Annotated in this window: 17 protein-coding genes; 7 read left to right on the top strand and 10 right to left on the bottom strand. The window is 60.4% G+C overall.

Annotated elements, in window-relative coordinates; all coding sequences use genetic code 11:
- Positions 1-184: 184 nt before the first annotated feature.
- Positions 185-1045, top strand: a complete 861-nt coding sequence (locus D109_RS0103770; protein ID WP_172834605.1) for a MurR/RpiR family transcriptional regulator — start codon at positions 185-187, stop codon at positions 1043-1045.
- 142 nt (positions 1046-1187) lie between these two features.
- Here the strand turns inward: D109_RS0103770 and D109_RS0103765 are convergent, their stop codons facing one another.
- The 10 genes from D109_RS0103765 to D109_RS0103720 form a co-directional block, all read right to left on the bottom strand.
- On the bottom strand, positions 1188-2033 hold the full coding sequence (locus D109_RS0103765) for a D-hexose-6-phosphate mutarotase (RefSeq protein WP_017475740.1): 846 nt from the start codon (positions 2031-2033) through the stop codon (positions 1188-1190).
- Between the two features lie 178 nt (positions 2034-2211).
- Positions 2212-3558: a carbohydrate porin gene (locus tag D109_RS0103760; protein ID WP_017475739.1), complete on the bottom strand. Its 1347-nt coding sequence runs from the start codon at positions 3556-3558 to the stop codon at positions 2212-2214.
- Positions 3559-3663: 105 nt separating this feature from the next.
- Positions 3664-4824 carry an ABC transporter ATP-binding protein gene (locus D109_RS0103755; RefSeq protein ID WP_017475738.1) on the bottom strand — a complete coding sequence of 387 codons (1161 nt, stop codon included), beginning with the start codon at positions 4822-4824 and terminating at the stop codon, positions 3664-3666.
- 2 nt (positions 4825-4826) lie between these two features.
- Positions 4827-5672, bottom strand: coding sequence for a carbohydrate ABC transporter permease (locus D109_RS0103750; RefSeq protein WP_017475737.1), 846 nt, complete (start codon positions 5670-5672; stop codon positions 4827-4829).
- Entirely contained in the window at positions 5665-6573 is a 909-nt protein-coding gene (locus tag D109_RS0103745; RefSeq protein ID WP_003213011.1) for a carbohydrate ABC transporter permease, read from the bottom strand. The genes D109_RS0103750 and D109_RS0103745 overlap by 8 nt, the downstream gene beginning before the upstream one ends.
- 88 nt (positions 6574-6661) lie before the next feature.
- A complete protein-coding gene (locus tag D109_RS0103740; RefSeq protein ID WP_003213009.1) occupies positions 6662-7948 on the bottom strand; it encodes an ABC transporter substrate-binding protein in 1287 nt (428 codons plus the stop codon).
- Between the two features lie 106 nt (positions 7949-8054).
- Positions 8055-9314, bottom strand: coding sequence for an AGE family epimerase/isomerase (locus tag D109_RS0103735; RefSeq protein WP_017475735.1), 1260 nt, complete (start codon positions 9312-9314; stop codon positions 8055-8057).
- Positions 9315-9470: 156 nt separating this feature from the next.
- Positions 9471-10298 carry an ATPase gene (locus D109_RS0103730; protein ID WP_017475734.1) on the bottom strand — a complete coding sequence of 276 codons (828 nt, stop codon included), beginning with the start codon at positions 10296-10298 and terminating at the stop codon, positions 9471-9473.
- Between the two features lie 117 nt (positions 10299-10415).
- Positions 10416-11414, bottom strand: coding sequence for an NAD(P)-dependent oxidoreductase (locus D109_RS0103725; RefSeq protein ID WP_017475733.1), 999 nt, complete (start codon positions 11412-11414; stop codon positions 10416-10418).
- Between the two features lie 52 nt (positions 11415-11466).
- Complete coding sequence (locus D109_RS0103720; protein WP_017475732.1) at positions 11467-12360, bottom strand: LysR family transcriptional regulator ArgP; 894 nt, start codon at positions 12358-12360, stop codon at positions 11467-11469.
- A gap of 99 nt (positions 12361-12459) precedes the next feature.
- Between D109_RS0103720 and D109_RS0103715 the strand changes: the two genes are divergently transcribed.
- The 6 genes from D109_RS0103715 (at position 12460) to D109_RS0103690 (ending at position 18353) form a co-directional block, all read left to right on the top strand.
- On the top strand, positions 12460-12861 hold the full coding sequence (locus D109_RS0103715) for an ACT domain-containing protein (protein WP_017475731.1): 402 nt from the start codon (positions 12460-12462) through the stop codon (positions 12859-12861).
- Between the two features lie 5 nt (positions 12862-12866).
- Positions 12867-13469 (top strand): LysE/ArgO family amino acid transporter, encoded by a 603-nt coding sequence (locus D109_RS0103710; protein WP_017475730.1) that lies wholly within the window; start codon positions 12867-12869, stop codon positions 13467-13469.
- Positions 13470-13656: 187 nt separating this feature from the next.
- Positions 13657-14253, top strand: a complete 597-nt coding sequence (locus tag D109_RS0103705; RefSeq protein WP_003212997.1) for a superoxide dismutase — start codon at positions 13657-13659, stop codon at positions 14251-14253.
- Between the two features lie 153 nt (positions 14254-14406).
- Entirely contained in the window at positions 14407-14583 is a 177-nt protein-coding gene (locus D109_RS1000000134525; protein WP_017475729.1) for a hypothetical protein, read from the top strand.
- A gap of 219 nt (positions 14584-14802) precedes the next feature.
- Positions 14803-16854: a bifunctional diguanylate cyclase/phosphodiesterase gene (locus D109_RS0103695; protein ID WP_017475728.1), complete on the top strand. Its 2052-nt coding sequence runs from the start codon at positions 14803-14805 to the stop codon at positions 16852-16854.
- A 161-nt stretch (positions 16855-17015) separates the two neighbouring features.
- Complete coding sequence (locus D109_RS0103690; protein WP_017475727.1) at positions 17016-18353, top strand: imelysin family protein; 1338 nt, start codon at positions 17016-17018, stop codon at positions 18351-18353.
- Positions 18354-18402: the final 49 nt, after the last annotated feature.

Genomic DNA, 18402 nt, shown 5'->3' with positions numbered 1-18402 from the left:
ACCTTTTTTTAAGGCATCACTCAAGGAAAAATGTAGTAATAACCACAACATTTTCCCGAAAAACGTATTCCGAGTGGTGGTGTTCAACTACCCTCAGTAGGATAGGCCACCGCAAAGGGCCGCTCGTCGATTGGTTGACGACCCTTATTTGCATCGTCGCCCTAAGGAAACATGAATGGACCGCGTGCGAAATCTACTGGAACAGATCCAGAAACGCCTCGATGAATTGAACAAGGCTGAACGTAAAGTCGCCGAGGTCATCCTGCTCAACCCGCAGCAGGCGACCCGCTTCTCTATCGCCGCCCTCGCCCAGGCCGCTTCGGTCAGCGAACCTACGGTGAACCGCTTCTGCCGCTCGTTCGGCGTGAGTGGTTACCCTGAACTTAAATTGCAGCTGGCGCAAAGCCTGGCCAGTGGCGCGGCGTATGTCAGCCGCGCGGTGGAGGCCGATGATAACCCGGAGGCCTACACCCAGAAGATCTTCGGCAGTGCCATCGCGTCCCTCGACAGCGCCTGCCAGGCCCTGGACCCGAACCTGATCAGCAAGGCCGTCGACCTGCTGATCCAGGCCCGGCAGATCCACTTCTTTGGCCTGGGGGCTTCGGCGCCGGTGGCCATGGATGCCCTGCACAAGTTTTTCCGTTTCAACCTGTCGGTCACGGCCCATGCCGATGTGTTGATGCAGCGGATGATCGCCTCGGTGGCCCACACCGGGGAATTGTTCGTGATCATTTCCTACACCGGGCGTACCCGTGAACTGGTGGAAGTGGCGCGTATTGCGCGGGAGAACGGCGCCTCGGTACTGGGGGTGACCGCCGAGAACTCACCGCTGGCCAAGGTCAGCACGGTGAGCCTGAACATTCCGTTGCCGGAAGACACCGACATCTACATGCCGATGACCTCGCGGATCATTCAGTTGACGGTGCTGGACGTCCTGGCGACGGGCATGACCTTGCGTCGCGGGGTGGATTTCCAACCGCACTTGCGCAAGATCAAGGAGAGTTTGAACGACAGCCGGTATCCGGTTGGGGATGAATTCAACTAGGCCCGAATCTACTGGGGCTGTGCCGGCCTCTTCGCGAGCAAGCCCGCTCCCACATTAGACCGAGTTCCACTTTTGGAATGCAGTCGAATGTGGGAGCGGGCTTGCTCGCGAAAGCGGCATCAGCAACACCGGAACTTCCGGATCAGGCCCCCGCCCTGGCCTGCAAACTCAAATGCGCCCTCTCCCCCGGCGCCAGGCTCGCGGCAGCCATCGCCGACTCTACACACACAAACCCCGAAGCCTCGTTGAAGCTCACCCCCAGCAACGGCCGGCTGCCCGGATGCCACACCACCGTGTCGGCACTCTCACCGGTATCGATGCACAGCTCGCGCTGCCAGGCGTGGTCCTTGAGGTGCAATTCGCCCTCGTGCTGGAACACTCGCTGACAGCCGCCATCCACCCGCAACTCACCTTCCTGCTGGCACGCCTGGCGATTGAGCTGGTCGTAGCCCTGCGCGCCATCCAGCCCAGACAGCGCTACCTCACCCACGTTGCCAATCCGCCAATAGGCGTGCAACGCATGGCTCAGTTGGCACGGCAGCTCATCCTGGTGCTCGGTGGCCAGGCGCAGTTCCAGGGTTTCCCCCAGGTGCGCGTGCAGGTCCACCTGCCAATCACATAACTGCAATTGCCAGTGCAACCGCACGCCGTCGTCGTCGGTGCTGCTGTCCAGCAGTTTCCAGTCGATCAGCCGCGCCCAACCATGGGATGGCCAGGCGTTTTCGCTGGGATGACGGCCATACCATGGCCAACACACCGGCACGCCGCCACGGATGGCGCCGACCTGCGGCCACTTGGCCGCGCACCACAGCCAGGGTTTCTGGCCCGTGGGCTGAAAGTGCAGCAATTGCGCGCCCTGGCGACTGAACACCGCCTGGCAGAGCGGGTGATCGATCACCAGTACATCGCGCATCTGGAAGCGCTCCCAGGCGAATACCGGCCGCTCGCGCAGGGATTTGAAAAAGCGTTGCAGCGGATGCTCATGCATGTGCCACGGTCCTGAATATCCTTGCAGGTGCTGGCTTGCCTGCGATGGCATCGCCTCGGTGTGCCAGATACACCGCGGGGCTCGCATCGCAGGCAAGCCAGCTCCCACACAAAAAAAAGCGGATAGCCATGGCTACCCGCAAAATGCGCACAGAGAGAAGGAGCTTATCGCAACAACGTTAGAACGTAGACTGAATTTTCAGGCCCGCTACTACCGCGTTGTCGACTTGCTTAACACCACCTGGGTTGGCGATGTATTGCAGGTTAGGACGCACGGTCAGCCAGTTGGTGACGTGGATGCCGTAGTTCAGTTCAACGTTGTACTCGGTGTTGCGCAGCGGTGCATAACCCGCTTCGCTGTAGTCGGTGAAACCGTTGGCTTCGTTGTACAGCTCAGCGTTTTTCTTCACGTCGCTGTTGGCGTGGATACGGGACACACCGATACCTACGTCATCTTTGGTACGCGCGTCGAATGGGCCCTTGTACACCAGCATCACCGACTGGTAGTTGTCGACCAGGTTGGTGTCTTTGTCGTGGAAGGTGGCGTTGGCTGCGATGTTCAAGCCGCGGGAAGCGTCGCCATTGTGGGTAGTGAGTTGCTGTTGCACGACGCCCCAATAGCCGCTTTTGCTGCTGCGCACACGGTAGGCGGCCCCAGTGGTGGCTGCATCGTTGCCATTAACATCTTTAAGTACGTCGTTGGCGTCCGCGGCGCTCTTGTAGTAACCCACACGGTATTCGCCCGGCAGGCCATTGACCTTAGGCGACCAAACCAATTCCACCGGAATCACGGTGCCCTTGGTGCCGCTGCCGCTGAGCTTGAAGCCGTTGCCGTGCTCCAGTTGCGATGGGTTCTGGTTGTATGCACCGATTTGCGCATACAGCTCAGGCGTGATGTTGTACTTCACCCGAATAGCGGCTTGGGCGACTGGCCAGTTGTACCAGGTGTTTACATAGTTACCGACCTGGGAGCCACAGAACGACAGGTTCTGGAAGTCGCACGGGAAGGTGTTGAAGTCTTCGCCTTCACCGAAGTAACCGAGTTTCACGTCCAGCTTGTTGTCGAACATCTGGTGCTGAACCCAGAACTGGGTCAGACGCACCATGTGGCCTCGGCCGTCGACTTCTTGAGACGAACTCAAGGTGCCGGCACGCGGGTCACCGATACGGTCGTTGGAGATGTTTGCGCCATTACGATTGGTCAACTGGATCTTGGCCTGGGTGTTATCCCAGCCCCACAGCTTTTGCAGGTCCAGTGCCACGCCCAAACCGAACTGGTCAGCGTAACGGGCAGTCTTGTCGTTGTTGTAGCCGCCGCCGAGGTTGGCACCGACTTCACCGACGTAATCCGCCTTGATGTCGATACCTTGCTCGATCAGTTTGGTACGTTCGCCGCCCCAATCACCGGTCATCCACTTGGAGTCGGCGCTGAAAGCGTCGTCCGCCATCGCATTGGCGGACAGTACCAGGGCTGCTGCTGCTGACAGTTGGCAGAACAGCCGGGTGTTGTTGTGGTGCTTTTTCATCCCTACATCCTCGTCTTTATTGTTATTAACTGTTTTTATCTAACGCGGTTTACTTCTTTGTGAGAGCAGGACTCTCACAAAAGCCCCTACACATCATTTGAAACTTCAGCGTCCCTTGAATTGAGCAACGTTGTCCGCACGGTCCTGTGCCGGCAACGAAGCGGCAGTGCCCAGGCGCTCGCCGGTCTTGGCGTCGAACAGCAACACCTTGGCCGGGTCGAACTGCAAGGTCAGGGTCTCGCCCACTTGCGGCGCCACATCGGGCGCCAGGCGGCAGCAGACCTTGGTGTCATTGATTTGCACGAACACCAGGGTGTCCGGACCGGTCGGCTCGGTGACTTGCACTTCAGCCCGAATGGTCGGCGCGCCGGTGGCTTCAGCGGCGGCCAGTACGATCTGCTCCGGGCGCAGGCCCAGGATCACTTCGCGGTCTTCAAGACCGGCATCGTTCATGTTCAACGGCAACTCACAGCGGGCCTGGCCGCTGTCCAGCAGCGCCACCAGGCGGCCGTCCTTGCGTTGCAGGCGCAGTGGAATGAAGTTCATCGGCGGCGAACCGATGAAGCTCGCCACGAACAGGTTCGCCGGGTCGTTGTAGATCTCTTTCGGCGTGCCGAACTGCTGGATGATGCCGTCCTTCATCACCGCCACTTTGTCGCCCAGGGTCATCGCTTCGATCTGATCGTGAGTGACGTAGACGGTGGTGGTTTTCAGACGCTGGTGCATCAGCTTCATTTCAGTACGCATCTCGACCCGCAGCTTGGCGTCGAGGTTGGACAGTGGTTCGTCGAACAGGTAGATCTTCGGACGACGCGCCAGCGCACGGCCCATGGCCACACGCTGTTGCTGGCCGCCGGAGAGCTGGCCCGGCTTGCGATTGAGCAGGTGCTCGATCTGCAGCAGCTTGGCCACCCGTGCCACTTCTTCGTCGATCGCCGCCTGGGGCATCTTGCGGATTTTCAGGCCGAATTCGATATTCTCGCGCACGCTCATGGTCGGGTACAGCGCGTAGGACTGAAACACCATGGCGATGTCGCGATCCTTGGGGCTCATGCCGCTGACGTCCTGGTCGCCGATCATGATCGCGCCGCCGGTGATGTTTTCCAGGCCGGCGATGCAGTTCATCAGGGTCGACTTACCGCAACCCGAAGGCCCGACCAGGATCAGGAACTCACCCTCCTTGATCGACAGTTCGATGTTCTTCAGGGTGTCCGGCAGGCCGGTACCGTAGGTCTTGTTTACGTTACGAAGTTCAAGCGTTGCCATGATTACCCCTTGACCGCACCGGCCGTCAGGCCGCGCACGAAATACTTGCCTGCGACCACATAGACCAGCAGGGTCGGCAGCCCAGCGATCATCGCCGCCGCCATATCAACGTTATATTCCTTGACCCCGGTACTGGTGTTGACCAGGTTGTTCAGCGCCACCGTGATGGGCTGCGAATCACCGCTGGAGAACACCACACCGAACAGGAAGTCGTTCCAGATCTGCGTGAACTGCCAGATCAGGCACACCATGATGATGGGTGTCGACATCGGCAGGATGATCAGGCGGAAGATCGTGAAGAACCCCGCACCATCCAGGCGTGCCGCTTTCACCAGTGCATCGGGAATGCTGACGTAGTAGTTACGGAAGAACAGTGTAGTAAAGGCCAGTCCGTAGACGATGTGCACGAACACCAGGCCGGTGGTGGTACTGGCCAGGCCCATCTTGCCGAGGGTGAACGAGGCTGGCAGCAGCACGGTCTGGAACGGCAGGAAGCAGCCGAACAGCAACAGGCCGAAGAACAACTGCGAACCGCGGAAACGCCACATCGACAGCACGTAGCCGTTCAGCGCACCGATGCCGGTAGAGATCAGTACCGCCGGAACGGTGATCTTGATCGAGTTCCAGAAGTAGCCGTCAACCGTGGCCCAGGCTTTCACCCAGCCAATGCCGGTGATCACGGTGGGCCAGCTCAGCAGGTTGCCGGTGCTGATGTCTTCCGGGGTCTTGAAGCTGGTCAGCAACATGACCACCAACGGCACCAGGTAAAGCAGGACAGCGAGGATCAGCACCGCGTAGATCGCGACGCGGCTCAGGCTGATGGCAGGTTTGCCGGCGAGACTAGTCATTACGCTTGGTCCTTAGCTCGGAGTACAGGTAAGGCACGATGATTGCGAGAATCGCACCGAGCATAAGAATCGCACTGGCCGAACCCATGCCCATCTGGCCACGGCTGAAGGTGAAGGAGTACATGAACATCGCCGGCAGGTCGGAGGAGTAACCCGGACCACCCGCCGTCATTGCCGCCACCAGGTCGAAACTCTTGATCGCGATGTGCGCCAGGATCATTACCGCACTGAAGAACACCGGGCGCAGGCTTGGCAGCACCACTTTCCAGTAGATGCGCGGCATGCTCGCGCCGTCGATCTGCGCGGCACGGATGATCGATTGATCAACACCGCGCAGGCCGGCGAGGAACATCGCCATGATGAAGCCCGAGGCTTGCCACACAGCGGCGATCACCAGGCAGTACACCACACGGTCCGGGTCGATCAGCCAGTCCAGGCGAAAGCCTTCCCAGCCCCAGTCACGCAGCAATTTGTCCAGGCCCATGCCCGGGTTGAGCAGCCATTTCCAGGCCGTACCGGTAACGATCATCGAGAGCGCCATCGGGTACAGGTAAATGGTGCGGATAAAACCTTCGCGACGGATTTTCTGGTCGAGGAAAATCGCCAGGGTCACGCCGATCACCAGGGTGATGCCGATGAACATGCCACCGAACACCGCCAGGTTCTTGCTCGCGACCCACCAGCGGTCGTTGTCGAACAAGCGCACGTATTGCGCCAGGCCTACGAACTTGTAGGTCGGCAGGAAAGTCGAGTTAGTGAACGACAGCACAAACGTCCACAGGATGTAGCCATAGAAGCCCACCAGAACGATGAACATGCTCGGCGCCAGCACCAGTTTGGGTAGCCAGCGCTGCAGTGCATCGAACGGCGAGGCTTTGCTGAACACAGCAACAGAACTCATGGGGAAATCCAGTACAGGGAAAAAGGACTACAGGAACATGCCTTGTGGGGGTTAGGGGTCCCCCCACAAGGCCATTCAGTGCTAACCGTTACTTGGCCGACTTGATCGCTGCCGCGAGTTTCTTCGCGGTATCAGCAGGGTCAGCTTTCGGGTCGTTGATGTAGTTGGTCACGACATCAAAGAACGCGCCTTGCACCGCCAGCGTGGTTGCCATGTTGTGGGCCATGCTTGGTTGCAGGCCGCCAGTCTTGGCATCCGCCAGGAAGTCCTTGGCAGCAGTCTGGGCGCAGGAGTCAAAGCCGTATTTGCCCATGTCTTGCAACATGTCGATACGAACCGGGATCGAGCCCTTGTTGATGCTGAAGACTTTCTGGAAGTTTTCGCTCAGCACGACCTTGGCGATGTCCTGCTGGCCGGCAGCAGTGCCTTTGTCTTTCTGCTTGAAGGCTGCGAGGGAGTCGATGTTGTAGGTGAAGGCCTTGTCGGTGCCCGGGAAGGCTACGCACTCGTAGTCTTTGCCGGCGACTTTCTTGGCGGCGGTCCATTCACTCTTGGCCCAGTCACCCATGATCTGCATGCCGGCCTTGCCGTTGATGACTTTGGCCGCTTCGAGGTTCCAGTCCTGGCCCTTGCCGTCGGCGTCCATGTAGGTCGCGACTTTCTTCAGCTCGGTCAGGGACTTGATCATTTCAGGGCCGGTCAGGGCTTTTTCGTCGAGGTCCACCAGGGCTTTCTTGTAACCGTCAGCCCCCATGACCGAGAGCACGACCGCTTCGAATACGGTGCTGTCCTGCCAAGGCTGGCCACCGTGGGCGAGCGGAATGAAACCCGCAGCCTTGAGCTTGTCGCCCGCTGCGTAGAATTCTTCGAGGGTGGTCGGGTTCTTGGTGATACCGGCTTTTTTGAAGACTTCCGGGTTGATCCACAGCCAGTTGACGCGGTGAATGTTCACCGGCACGGCCACGTAGTTACCTTCGTACTTCACGGTATCGGAGACTTTCTTGTCCAGCAGGCTGTCCCACTTCTCTTCTTTGGCGGGTTCCTTGAGGACGTCGGTGTCGAGCAGCCCGGTGGACGCCCATTCCTGGATGTCGGGGCCTTTGATCTGAGCCATGCCAGGCGGGTTGCCAGCAACGGCGCGGCTTTTCAGTACGGTCATGGCAGTCGAACCACCACCGCCGGCGACGGCACCGTCTTTCCAGGTGAAACCGTCTTTTTCAACTTGGGCCTTCAGGACATCTACTGCCGCTTTCTCGCCACCCGAGGTCCACCAATGCACAACTTCAACCGTCCCTTTCGAGTCGGCGGCAAAAGCACTGAGGGGAAACAACGAGGCAACGGAAATAGCTACGGCGAGGCGACTGATCGCTTTCATCTGAGTACCTTTTTTCTTGTTGTTATGCATGCAAGTCGGTGCTTGCGCTGCAAACGAGTTTAAACAGGGATTTTTCAGGTGCAGGTAACAAAGGGATGCCAAAATGTCACCACTTGGTGACATAACGCCCGGCGGCCACGGCACTGGCCATGCTCGGTGCCAAGGGCAGACCCGGCAGCAAGACAGACTGCCAGGCGTGATACAAGTCCGGCTTACCGCCCCAAATCTTGCTGCTGGGCTGGTTTTTCGGGCTCAGTTCGTGGTGCCAGCTGCCATGGGTGCGGTCAATGAAATGGCTTTCACAGAACTCCCAGAAGCGCCGGTACCAGATTTCGTAATGCAGCTCACCCGTGCGTTTGAGCAGCGCCTGGGCAGCGGCGCTGGCTTCGCAATGGGTCCAGTGCAGGCGCTCGCGCACCACGGGCCGCTGGCTCCAGTCCAAGGTATAGACAATGCCGGGAGCGCCGTCGATGGCCCAGGCATATTCGCAGGCGCTGGCGAACAGGCCCTTGGCATCGGTGACCAGCCACTCAGGGGTGGCGAGCCCGGCATCCAGGCGCGCGGCCTCAAGGTGCAACACCAGCCGCGCCCACTCGAAGCCGTGGCCGGGGGTGATGCCGTAGGGGCGAAAACCATCGGCCGGGTTGTCTTCGTTGTAACCGCGCAGGGGTTGCCAGTGGCTGTCGAAATGCTCGATCACCATGTCCCGGTTTTCCGCCGCATGGGTATGAATAATCCGTTCGACGATGCGCAGTGCACGGTCCAGCCAACGGGTTTCACCGGTGACATCGGCCAGGGCCAGGAACGCTTCGGTGGCGTGCATGTTGCTGTTGGCGCCGCGATAGGCTTCTACACCACTCCAGTCCTGGGCAAAGGACTCGAGCATCGCGCCCTCCTCTTCGCTCCAGAAGTACTGGTCGATGATGTGGGTCGCGTCGTTGAGCAAGGTTTGTGCGCCGGGCGCGCCGGCCACTACCGCCGAGCTGGCGGCCAGGGCCACAAAGGCGTGCAGGTACGTGGCCTTGCCGGTGTTGCCATCGCTGGCATTGGGCGTAGCGAACCAACCACCATACCGGGCATCGCGCAGCGGGCCGCTGAGGGCCGCGACGCCGTGTTCCACCAGGTCGGCATAACCGGGCAGGCCCAGGCTATGGGCCATGGCGAAACTGTGGGTCATGCGGGCGGTGTTCATGGTTTCGGCGACGGCATCGGGCGGCAAAACACCGTGATCGTCGAGATTGCCGAAGCCTTCAGGCAGCTTGGAAGCCTTGGCGAATGACAGCAGGCGCTGACCTTCAGTGGCGAGCCAGGCGTGATGGGCAGGAGCGTTCAGCCAACTACTGGCAGGCAGTGGTTGCGTGGTCATGATTAGCCCTTTTTATTATGTGCGGGATGACGGGAGTCTAAACAAGGGCGGGGCGAGGGCAAGTAACGAAGGAGGTAGGAAATGTCACCGAATGGTGACATTGATTGTGCTAGGGCCTGTAGGCGTCATGTGCATGACGCCTACAGTTTCTCAACATCATTGCTGCCCGAGAGGAGTGGCCCGTGCCGGCTGGTTGATCTGCTGCTGCAGGTTCTGCACCTGGCTTTGCAAGGTGGTGACGTTACGCGTGGTCTGGATGCGGAACACGTCGAACTCCTTGTTGGACGGACCGTCGGAGGCCGCCGCGCGGCTGTCCAGTTCGCTCTTGAGGACCACCAGGTCCTGCTCCAGGCGGGCGATGGCGGCCGTGGGGTTGCCTTGCTTTTTCAGGGCCGCGACGTCGGCGGAGAGGTCCTTGAACTCGGCGTCCCGGGACTTGAGGGTTGCCACCGCCTCCGTCAGCGCCTGGACCTGGCCTTGCAGTTGCGCGTTGGCACTGGATAGCTGGGTCGTGCTGGCAGTCATTTGCTCCAGGCGCTTGTCCAGGTCAGTGGCCTGGCCCGCTACGCCCAACTGCTGCTTGCCCTGCTCCAGCAACTGGGTTTCCAGCTGCTTGATCTGCAGCTTCAGGGCTTCGCTACCGTTGTTCACGTTGGCTTCGCTGGCGACCACCTTGCCGGAAATATCCTGCAGGCGCCCCGCCGCTTCTTCGCTGATGCGCGCGAAGCTTTCCTGGGTGGCCACCAGTTGCTGGCCCATCAGGGAAATCTGCTGGAAGCTCCACCAGGCAAGGCCGGCAAAGGCAAACAGCAACGCACCGACCAGTGCCCACAACGGCCCGGTGCTGGCGCTCTTGACCTTGACGACAGGCGCTGGCCGGGAGCGCACGGACGTGGCCGGCGTAGGCTCGAAATCATCGTCGTCCGAGGTGTCCGCCCGCAGGCTGGGAACGTTGTCAAAGTCGTCGTTAGCATCGTTACGCATGAATCAACCTTAAATCCTTTGAGGTGGCATATGGATAGCCAAGCGCCGGAGTATAAACCTCCGGCTGCCGCACTGATCGACCGGGGTTCGCCCATTCGGTTCCCGGTGTGTTGCCGGTTATTTAAGCCCTGCGTCCTGAGCCTTCCACCAACTGCAGAACTCATCGAGGGCCGCCCACAGGCTGACCTTGGGCTGGTAATCGAGATAATGCCGTGCCCGGGTGATGTCGAGGGTGAAATCTTTGTTCATGACCTGCATGCCCAGCCGTGACAACGACGGTTCCGGACGCCCCGGCCACATGGCACAGAAGGCTTCGTTGAGCGCCGCGACACTGTAGGACAAGCCGTAGGACCGGTAACGGGTGACCTGGGGCATGTCCATTTGACGCATCACATAGTTCACCACATCCCACACCGGCACAGGGGCGCCGTTGCTGATGTTGTAGGCTTTGCCCAACGCCGAACCCGTCGCGAGCAAGCCGCTGAGCAGGGCTTCATTGAGGTTGTGCACGCTGGTGAAATCCACCTTGTTCAGGCCGTCGCCGACAATCGCCAGGCGGTTCTTGCGCTGCATCTTCAACAGGCGCGGGAAGATGCTCATGTCGCCGGCCCCCGTGACAAAACGCGGGCGCAGGGCCAGCACTTCGAGGCCAAACTCCTGGGCGCCGAACACCTTTTGCTCCGCCAGGTACTTGGTGGCCGCATACGGATGCTTGAAACGCTTGGGCACTTGTTCTTCGGTCAACCCCAGGTGGTCGCGGCCATCGAAATAGATCGACGGCGACGACAGGTGCACCAGGCGCCCCACCCGCTGCTTGAGGCAGGCCTCCACCACGTTTTCGGTAACCAGCACATTGCCCTGGTGGAAGTCCTGATAGCGCCCCCACAGCCCCACGGCCCCGGCGCAATGCACCACGGCCTCGACGTCGCGGCACAGCTCGCGCACGAGGTCCGGATCATTCAAATCACCCTGGATAAACTCGGCGCCGCGTCGTACCAGGTGCTCCACACCTTCGGCCCGCCGCCCGTTGACCCGCACGTCCAGGCCCTGCTCCAGAGCGCAACGCGCAAAACGCCCGCCAATGAAGCCGCTTGCGCCGGTGACCAGAATTTTCATGACTTACTCCGCATTCTTTCGTTTTTCATCGCTGTTGCCTTGACGCTGGCCATCACGCCAACGGCACCAACCATTGCCCCGTTGTGTGTGCCAGATGATCCGTCAGCAGACCCAGCAATTGTCCACCACTGCGCCAATGATGCCAGTACAGCGGCACATCGATCGGCTTATCTGGCAATAACTCCACCAGCACGCCTCTTTCCAGTTGATCGCGCACCTGCAATTCGGGCACCAGGCCCCAGCCCAATCCGGCTTCCGTCAGGCGGATAAAACCTTCGGACGAGGGGCATAAATGGTGTTCGAAACCACCGTCGACACCCAGGGATGCCAGGTAGCGATGCTGCAGAAAATCATCCGGGCCAAACACCAGCGCCGGAGTGCGGGCCAGTTGATCGGCGCGTACGCCATCGGGAAAGTGCCGTGCGACAAACGCCGGGCTGGCCAGCGCCCGATAGCGCATGGCGCCGAGCAACAGGCTGCGGGCACCGGCCACCGGGCGTTCGCTGGCGCAGATACAGGCCGCCACTTCGCCGGCACGCATGCGTTTGAGCCCGACGGTCTGGTCTTCCACGACGAGATCCAGCAGCAGGTGTTGCTCGGCGCAGAAGTCGCTGACGGCCTCGGCCCACCAGGTGGCGAGGCTGTCGGCATTCAAGGCGATGCGCAGGCGCTCCGGCATGCCCTCTTCATCCAGCGCAGGCACCTGGCTTTGCAGGTCGCGCTCCAACAGCCGCACCTGTTGCACATGGTTGAGCAAACGGCGGCCGATTTCGGTGGGCGTCGGCGGCGTGGCGCGCACCAGCACCGGCTGGCCGACCCGCGCTTCCAGCAACTTGATGCGCTGGGAGATCGCCGATTGGGAGATTCCCAGCACTTGGGCGCCCCGTTCAAAGCCGGCCTGTTCCACCACCGCTGCCAGGGCGGAAAGCAATTTATATTCGAACATCAGTTTTCCTAATGAGCGATCAGCAATATTGGTTTTTCTTATACAGCCTTGGACAGGAGAATAGCCAGCATCGCTTCTTCTTATTCAAGGACCTTCCACATGGCTGGCGAAACCGCCCTGGCAACCCTGCTGCGCAGCATGAGCCCACAGCTCAATGACGGTGACTACGTGTTCTGCACCCTGGCCGACGGCCACACCCCCGAGGGTTGCGACGTGATCGGCAGCTTCCGCGAGCAGGAAGGCCTGACGCTGATCGTCGAGCGCCAGCAGGCCGAACGGGCCGGGCTGGCCTTCGACTACGTGGCGGCATGGATCACCTTGAACGTGCATTCGGCCCTGGAAGCCGTGGGCCTGACTGCCGCGTTTGCCACGGCCCTGGGCAAGGCCGGGATCAGTTGCAACGTGATTGCCGGCTACTACCACGATCACCTGTTTGTCGGCCGCGCCGATGCCGAGCGCGCTATGGCGGTGTTGCGGCAATTGGCGGCGGGCGCGGAGTAAATCCTATGTGGCAAAGCTATACGAACGGCCTGTTGGTGGCCTTTGGTTTGATCATGGCGATCGGCACCCAGAACGCGTTTGTGCTGGCGCAGAGCCTGCGGCGCGAGCATCACTTGGCCGTGGCGGCATTGTGCGTGGTGTGCGACGCGATCCTGGTGGCCGCCGGTGTGTTCGGCCTGGCGACCGTGCTGGCGCATAACCCGATATTGCTGGCGGTTGCCCGTTGGGGCGGTGCGGCGTTCCTGTTGTGGTACGGCACCCTCGCCTTGCGTCGGGCCTGCTCGAAGCAGAGCCTTGGCCGGGGTGAGAACCTCAAGGTGCGCTCGCTGAAGGCGGTGATGCTCAGCGCCCTGGCAGTGACACTGCTCAACCCCCACGTGTATCTGGATACCGTGCTGTTGATCGGCTCCCTCGGTGCCCAGCAGACCGAACCCGGCGCCTACGTGGCCGGTGCCGCCAGCGCTTCATTCCTGTGGTTCATGACCCTGGCTCTGGGTGCCGCCTGGCTGGCACCGTGGCTGGCACGCCCCGCCACCTGGCGAATTCTGGACCTGCTGGTGGCGGCCATGATGTTCAGCGTGGCCTATCAATTAATCAGCGCCGCATAAACTTTTTTCAACAGAAGCCAAAACCCTCTGGAACCTCTATCCCACACAGTTGTTGCGTGGTTTTGCCGCACCCCCGGTGCTATGATCCAGCCCCTGCGCCGCAAAGAGTACAAACTCCCCGGCGCTTGTTTGGCCGCCCGTGATCGGCCTTGCGCTCACCGCAACTGACCTGATTAGGAGAATCATCATGGCTTTCGAATTGCCGCCGCTGCCCTACGCACACGATGCCCTGCAGCCGCACATTTCCAAGGAAACCTTGGAATATCACCACGACAAGCACCACAACACCTATGTCGTGAACCTGAACAACCTGGTGCCTGGCACCGAGTTCGAAGGCAAGACCCTGGAAGAAATCGTCAAGTCTTCTTCGGGCGGCATCTTCAACAACGCCGCTCAGGTCTGGAACCACACGTTCTACTGGAACTGCCTGGCGCCAAACGCCGGCGGCCAACCTACCGGCGCGCTGGCTGAAGCCATCAACGCTGCCTTCGGTTCGTTCGACAAGTTCAAGGAAGAGTTCACCAAGACTTCCGTCGGCACCTTCGGTTCCGGTTGGGGCTGGCTGGTGAAAAAGGCTGACGGTTCCCTGGCCCTGGCCAGCACCATCGGCGCCGGCAACCCGCTGACCAGCGGCGACACCCCGCTGCTGACCTGCGACGTCTGGGAACACGCTTACTACATCGACTACCGCAACGTGCGTCCAAAGTATGTGGAAGCGTTCTGGAACCTGGTCAACTGGAAGTTCGTGGCTGAGCAGTTCGAAGGCAAAACCTTCACTGCTTAAGTACTGCTTGCAGTAGAAAGAGCCCGGCGATTGCCGGGCTTTTTTGTGGAGGTTACAAAAGCGTAATGCAGGACCCGTGGAACTCAAGGCGATGAACTGGCCACCCAACAAGTGAGAGAAATAACTCTCTCATTTCAGTTAGGAGAGTCCGCAATGGATCCTTTATCGATGGGAATGTCAGCGGTTTCAGCAGCCATGCCACTGGCAGAAAAAGGCATGGACCTGCTGAGCAAGCTGATGGATTCAACAAGTCAGAGCGCAGGTGGGGAACCGGGTAAAATCGGCGAAGATGCTCACCAGAAATCATCCGAGCAGATTACTTTCGGCTAACAAAACCCTTGGCAACCTCTCGCGAGCTATAAAAAAGGCATTCACCTTCGCTCCCCGCGCAGTACAAGAGGACGGCGGACAGGATCCGCCCTCCTCCTTCCCAACCTTCAGTTGTTAGCATTCAGGTGCTCCGAGCCCAATGTTCCTTTGACTGCCCTCACCGGATTGCCAATACTCATGGCATATTGAGGCTACCCGCATGGAACAAGGAATACCCCTTTGAAGCTGGAACTCAAAAACAGCTTGTCGGTGAAGTTGCTACGGGTGGTGCTGCTTTCGGCATTGGCAGTGGGCGTGGTGCTGAGCGCGGCGCAGATCGTCTTTGATGCCTATAAGACACGCCAGGCCGTGGCCGGTGATGCCCAGCGCATCCTCGACATGTTTCGCGACCCGTCGACCCAGGCCGTCTATAGCCTGGACCGGGAGATGGGCATGCAGGTCATCGAAGGTCTGTTCCAGGACGATGCCGTGCGCATGGCCTCCATTGGCCACCCCAACGAAACCATGCTCGCGGAAAAAACCCGCGACCTGCAACAATCCCCAACCCGCTGGCTGACTGACCTGATTCTGGGCCAGGAGCGCACGTTCACCACGCCACTGGTGGGGCGCGGGCCTTATAGCGAGTACTACGGCGACCTGAGCATCACCCTCGACACCGCCACCTATGGCAAAGGGTTTCTCGTCAGTTCGGTGATCATTTTCATCTCCGGGGTGCTGCGGGCCCTGGCCATGGGCCTGGTGTTGTACCTGGTCTATCACTGGCTGCTGACCAAGCCGCTGTCCCGCGTCATCGAGCACCTGAGTTCGATCAACCCCGATCGCCCCAGCGAGCACAAGATTCCGCAGCTCAAGGGCCACGAGAAAAACGAACTAGGGATCTGGATCAGCACCGCCAACCAGTTGCTCGAATCCATCGAGCGCAACACGCACCTGCGCCACGAGGCGGAGAACAGCCTGCTGCGCATGGCCCAGTACGACTTTCTCACCGGCCTGCCGAACCGCCAGAAGTTGCAGGAGCAACTGGACAAGATCCTGATCGACGCCGGCCGCCGGCAGCGCCGTGTCGCAGTGCTGTGTGTGGGGCTGGATGACTTCAAAAGCGTCAACGAGCAGTTCACCTACCAGGCCGGCGACCAATTGCTGCTGGCCCTGGCCGACCGCCTGCGGGCCCACAGCGGCCGCCTCGGCGCCCTCGCCCGCCTGGGTGGCGACCAGTTCGCCCTGGTGCAGGCCGATATCGAACAACCCTACGAAGCCGCCGAGCTGGCGCAAAGCATCCTCGATGACCTGGAGGCCGAATTCGCCCTCGACCACGAACAGATCCGCCTGCGTGCCACCATCGGCATCACCCTGTTCCCGGAAGACGGCGACAGCACCGAGAAGCTGCTGCAAAAAGCCGAACAGACCATGACCCTGGCCAAGAGCCGTTCGCGCAACCGCTACCAGTTCTATATCGCCAGCGTCGACAGCGAAATGCGCCGCCGCCGCGAGCTGGAAAAGGATTTGCGCGACGCCTTGAGCCGCGAGCAGTTCCACCTGGTGTACCAGCCGCAGATCAGCTATCTCGACCACCGCGTGGTGGGTGTCGAAGCCTTGATCCGCTGGCAGCACCCGGAACACGGCCTGGTGCCGCCTGACCTGTTTATCCCCCTGGCCGAACAGAACGGCACCATCATTGCCATCGGCGAATGGGTGCTGGACCAGGCCTGCCGGCAACTTCGGGAATGGCATGACATAGGCTTCACCGAACTGCGCATGGCGGTCAACCTGTCCACCGTGCAGTTGCACCACGCCGAGCTGCCACGGGTGGTCAACAACCTGCTGCAAATCTACCGCCTGCCGCCCCGCAGCCTGGAGCTGGAAGTGACCGAGACCGGCCTGATGGAAGACATCAGCACCGCCGCCCAGCACCTGCTGAGCCTGCGCCGTTCCGGGGCGTTGATTGCAATTGATGACTTCGGCACCGGCTATTCGTCCCTGAGCTATCTGAAAAGCCTGCCGCTGGACAAGATCAAGATCGACAAGAGCTTCGTCCAGGACCTGCTGGATGACGACGACGACGCGACCATCGTGCGGGCGATCATCCAGCTCGGCAAAAGCCTCGGCATGCAGGTGATCGCCGAGGGTGTGGAGACCGCCGAACAGGAGGCCTACATCATCTCCGAGGGTTGCCACGAAGGTCAGGGCTACCTCTACAGCAAACCCCTGCCGGCACGGGAGTTGGCGGCCTACTTGAAACAGGCCCAACGCAATAACGCCGTCATTCTCTGACGCAATGCTGGCCAGCAGTGCCGCCCGCGCCGCTGCCAGCAAATCAATACTGAATATTTCCTACTTATAACCCTTTACACAAAATGCAAATCTTTCGCATTATGTCGCAGTTTTGCGCGCCCCCCGCGTGCCCCATCATCAACCGAAGCAGGATGTTCGCCATGATTCGTATGCCCCTGGCCACCGCCAGCCTTCTCGCCATTGCCATTTCTCTCGCCGGTTGTGGTGAAGGCAAAGACAAGGCCGCCGCACCTCAAGCCCCGGCCGCCGCCAGCACCACCGCCCCTGCGGCTGCCCCGGCAGGCCAGGTCGACGAGGCCGCTGCCAAGGCCGTGGTCGCGCATTACGCTGACATGGTATTCGCGGTGTACAGCGATGCCGAGTCCACTGCGAAGACCCTGCAAACCGCGATCGACACCTTCCTCGCCAACCCGAACGACGACACCCTGAAAGCGGCCCGTACCGCCTGGATCGCTGCGCGCGTGCCGTACCTGCAGAGTGAAGTGTTCCGCTTCGGCAACACCATCATTGACGACTGGGAAGGCCAAGTGAACGCCTGGCCCCTGGACGAAGGCCTGATCGACTACGTCGACAAGACCTACGAACACGCCCTGGGCAACCCTGGCGCCACTGCCAACATCATCGCCAACAATGAAATCCAGGTCGGCGAAGACAAGGTCGATGTGAAAGACATCACCCCCGAAAAACTCGCCAGCCTGAATGAACTGGGCGGTTCCGAAGCCAACGTGGCCACCGGTTACCACGCGATTGAATTCCTGCTCTGGGGCCAGGACCTGAACGGCACCGGCCCGGGCGCCGGCAACCGTCCAGCGTCGGACTACATGACCGGTGATGGTGCTACTGGCGGCCACAACGAGCGTCGCCGCACCTACCTGCGCGCCGTGACTCAACTGTTGGTCAGCGACCTGGAAGAGATGGTCGGCAACTGGAAGCCCAACGTCGAAGACAACTACCGCGCCACCCTGGAAGCCGAGGCGCCGACCGATGGCCTGCGCAAAATGCTGTTCGGCATGGGTAGCCTGTCCCTGGGCGAACTGGCCGGTGAGCGCATGAAGGTTTCCCTGGAAGCCAACTCGCCGGAAGACGAACAGGATTGCTTCAGCGACAACACCCACAATTCGCACTTCTATGACGCCAAGGGTATTCGCAACGTTTACCTGGGCGAGTACACCCGCACCGACGGTACCAAAATGACCGGCCCAAGCCTGTCGTCCCTGGTGGCGAAGGCTGATCCAACTGCCGATGCAACGCTGAAGGCTGACCTGGCGTCGACCGAAGCGAAGATCCAGGTGATGGTGGATCACGCCAACAACGGTGAGCATTACGACCAGTTGATCGCGGCTGGTAACGATAAAGGCAACCAGATCGTGCGTGATGCCATCGCCGCACTGGTCAAGCAGACCGGTTCGATCGAACAGGCTGCGGCCAAGTTGGGCATCAGCGACCTGAACCCGGATAACGCTGATCACGATTTCTGATCCGTGCCGCGTTGAATGAGGCGACCTTCGGGTCGCCTTTTTTGTGCCT

Origin of the sequence: Pseudomonas sp. PAMC 26793, assembly GCF_000313235.1 — a bacterium.
GTDB lineage: Bacteria > Pseudomonadota > Gammaproteobacteria > Pseudomonadales > Pseudomonadaceae > Aquipseudomonas > Aquipseudomonas yamanorum.
Note: the sequence above shows the minus strand (reverse complement) of the source record. Positions and strands in the feature narration are given on the sequence as shown.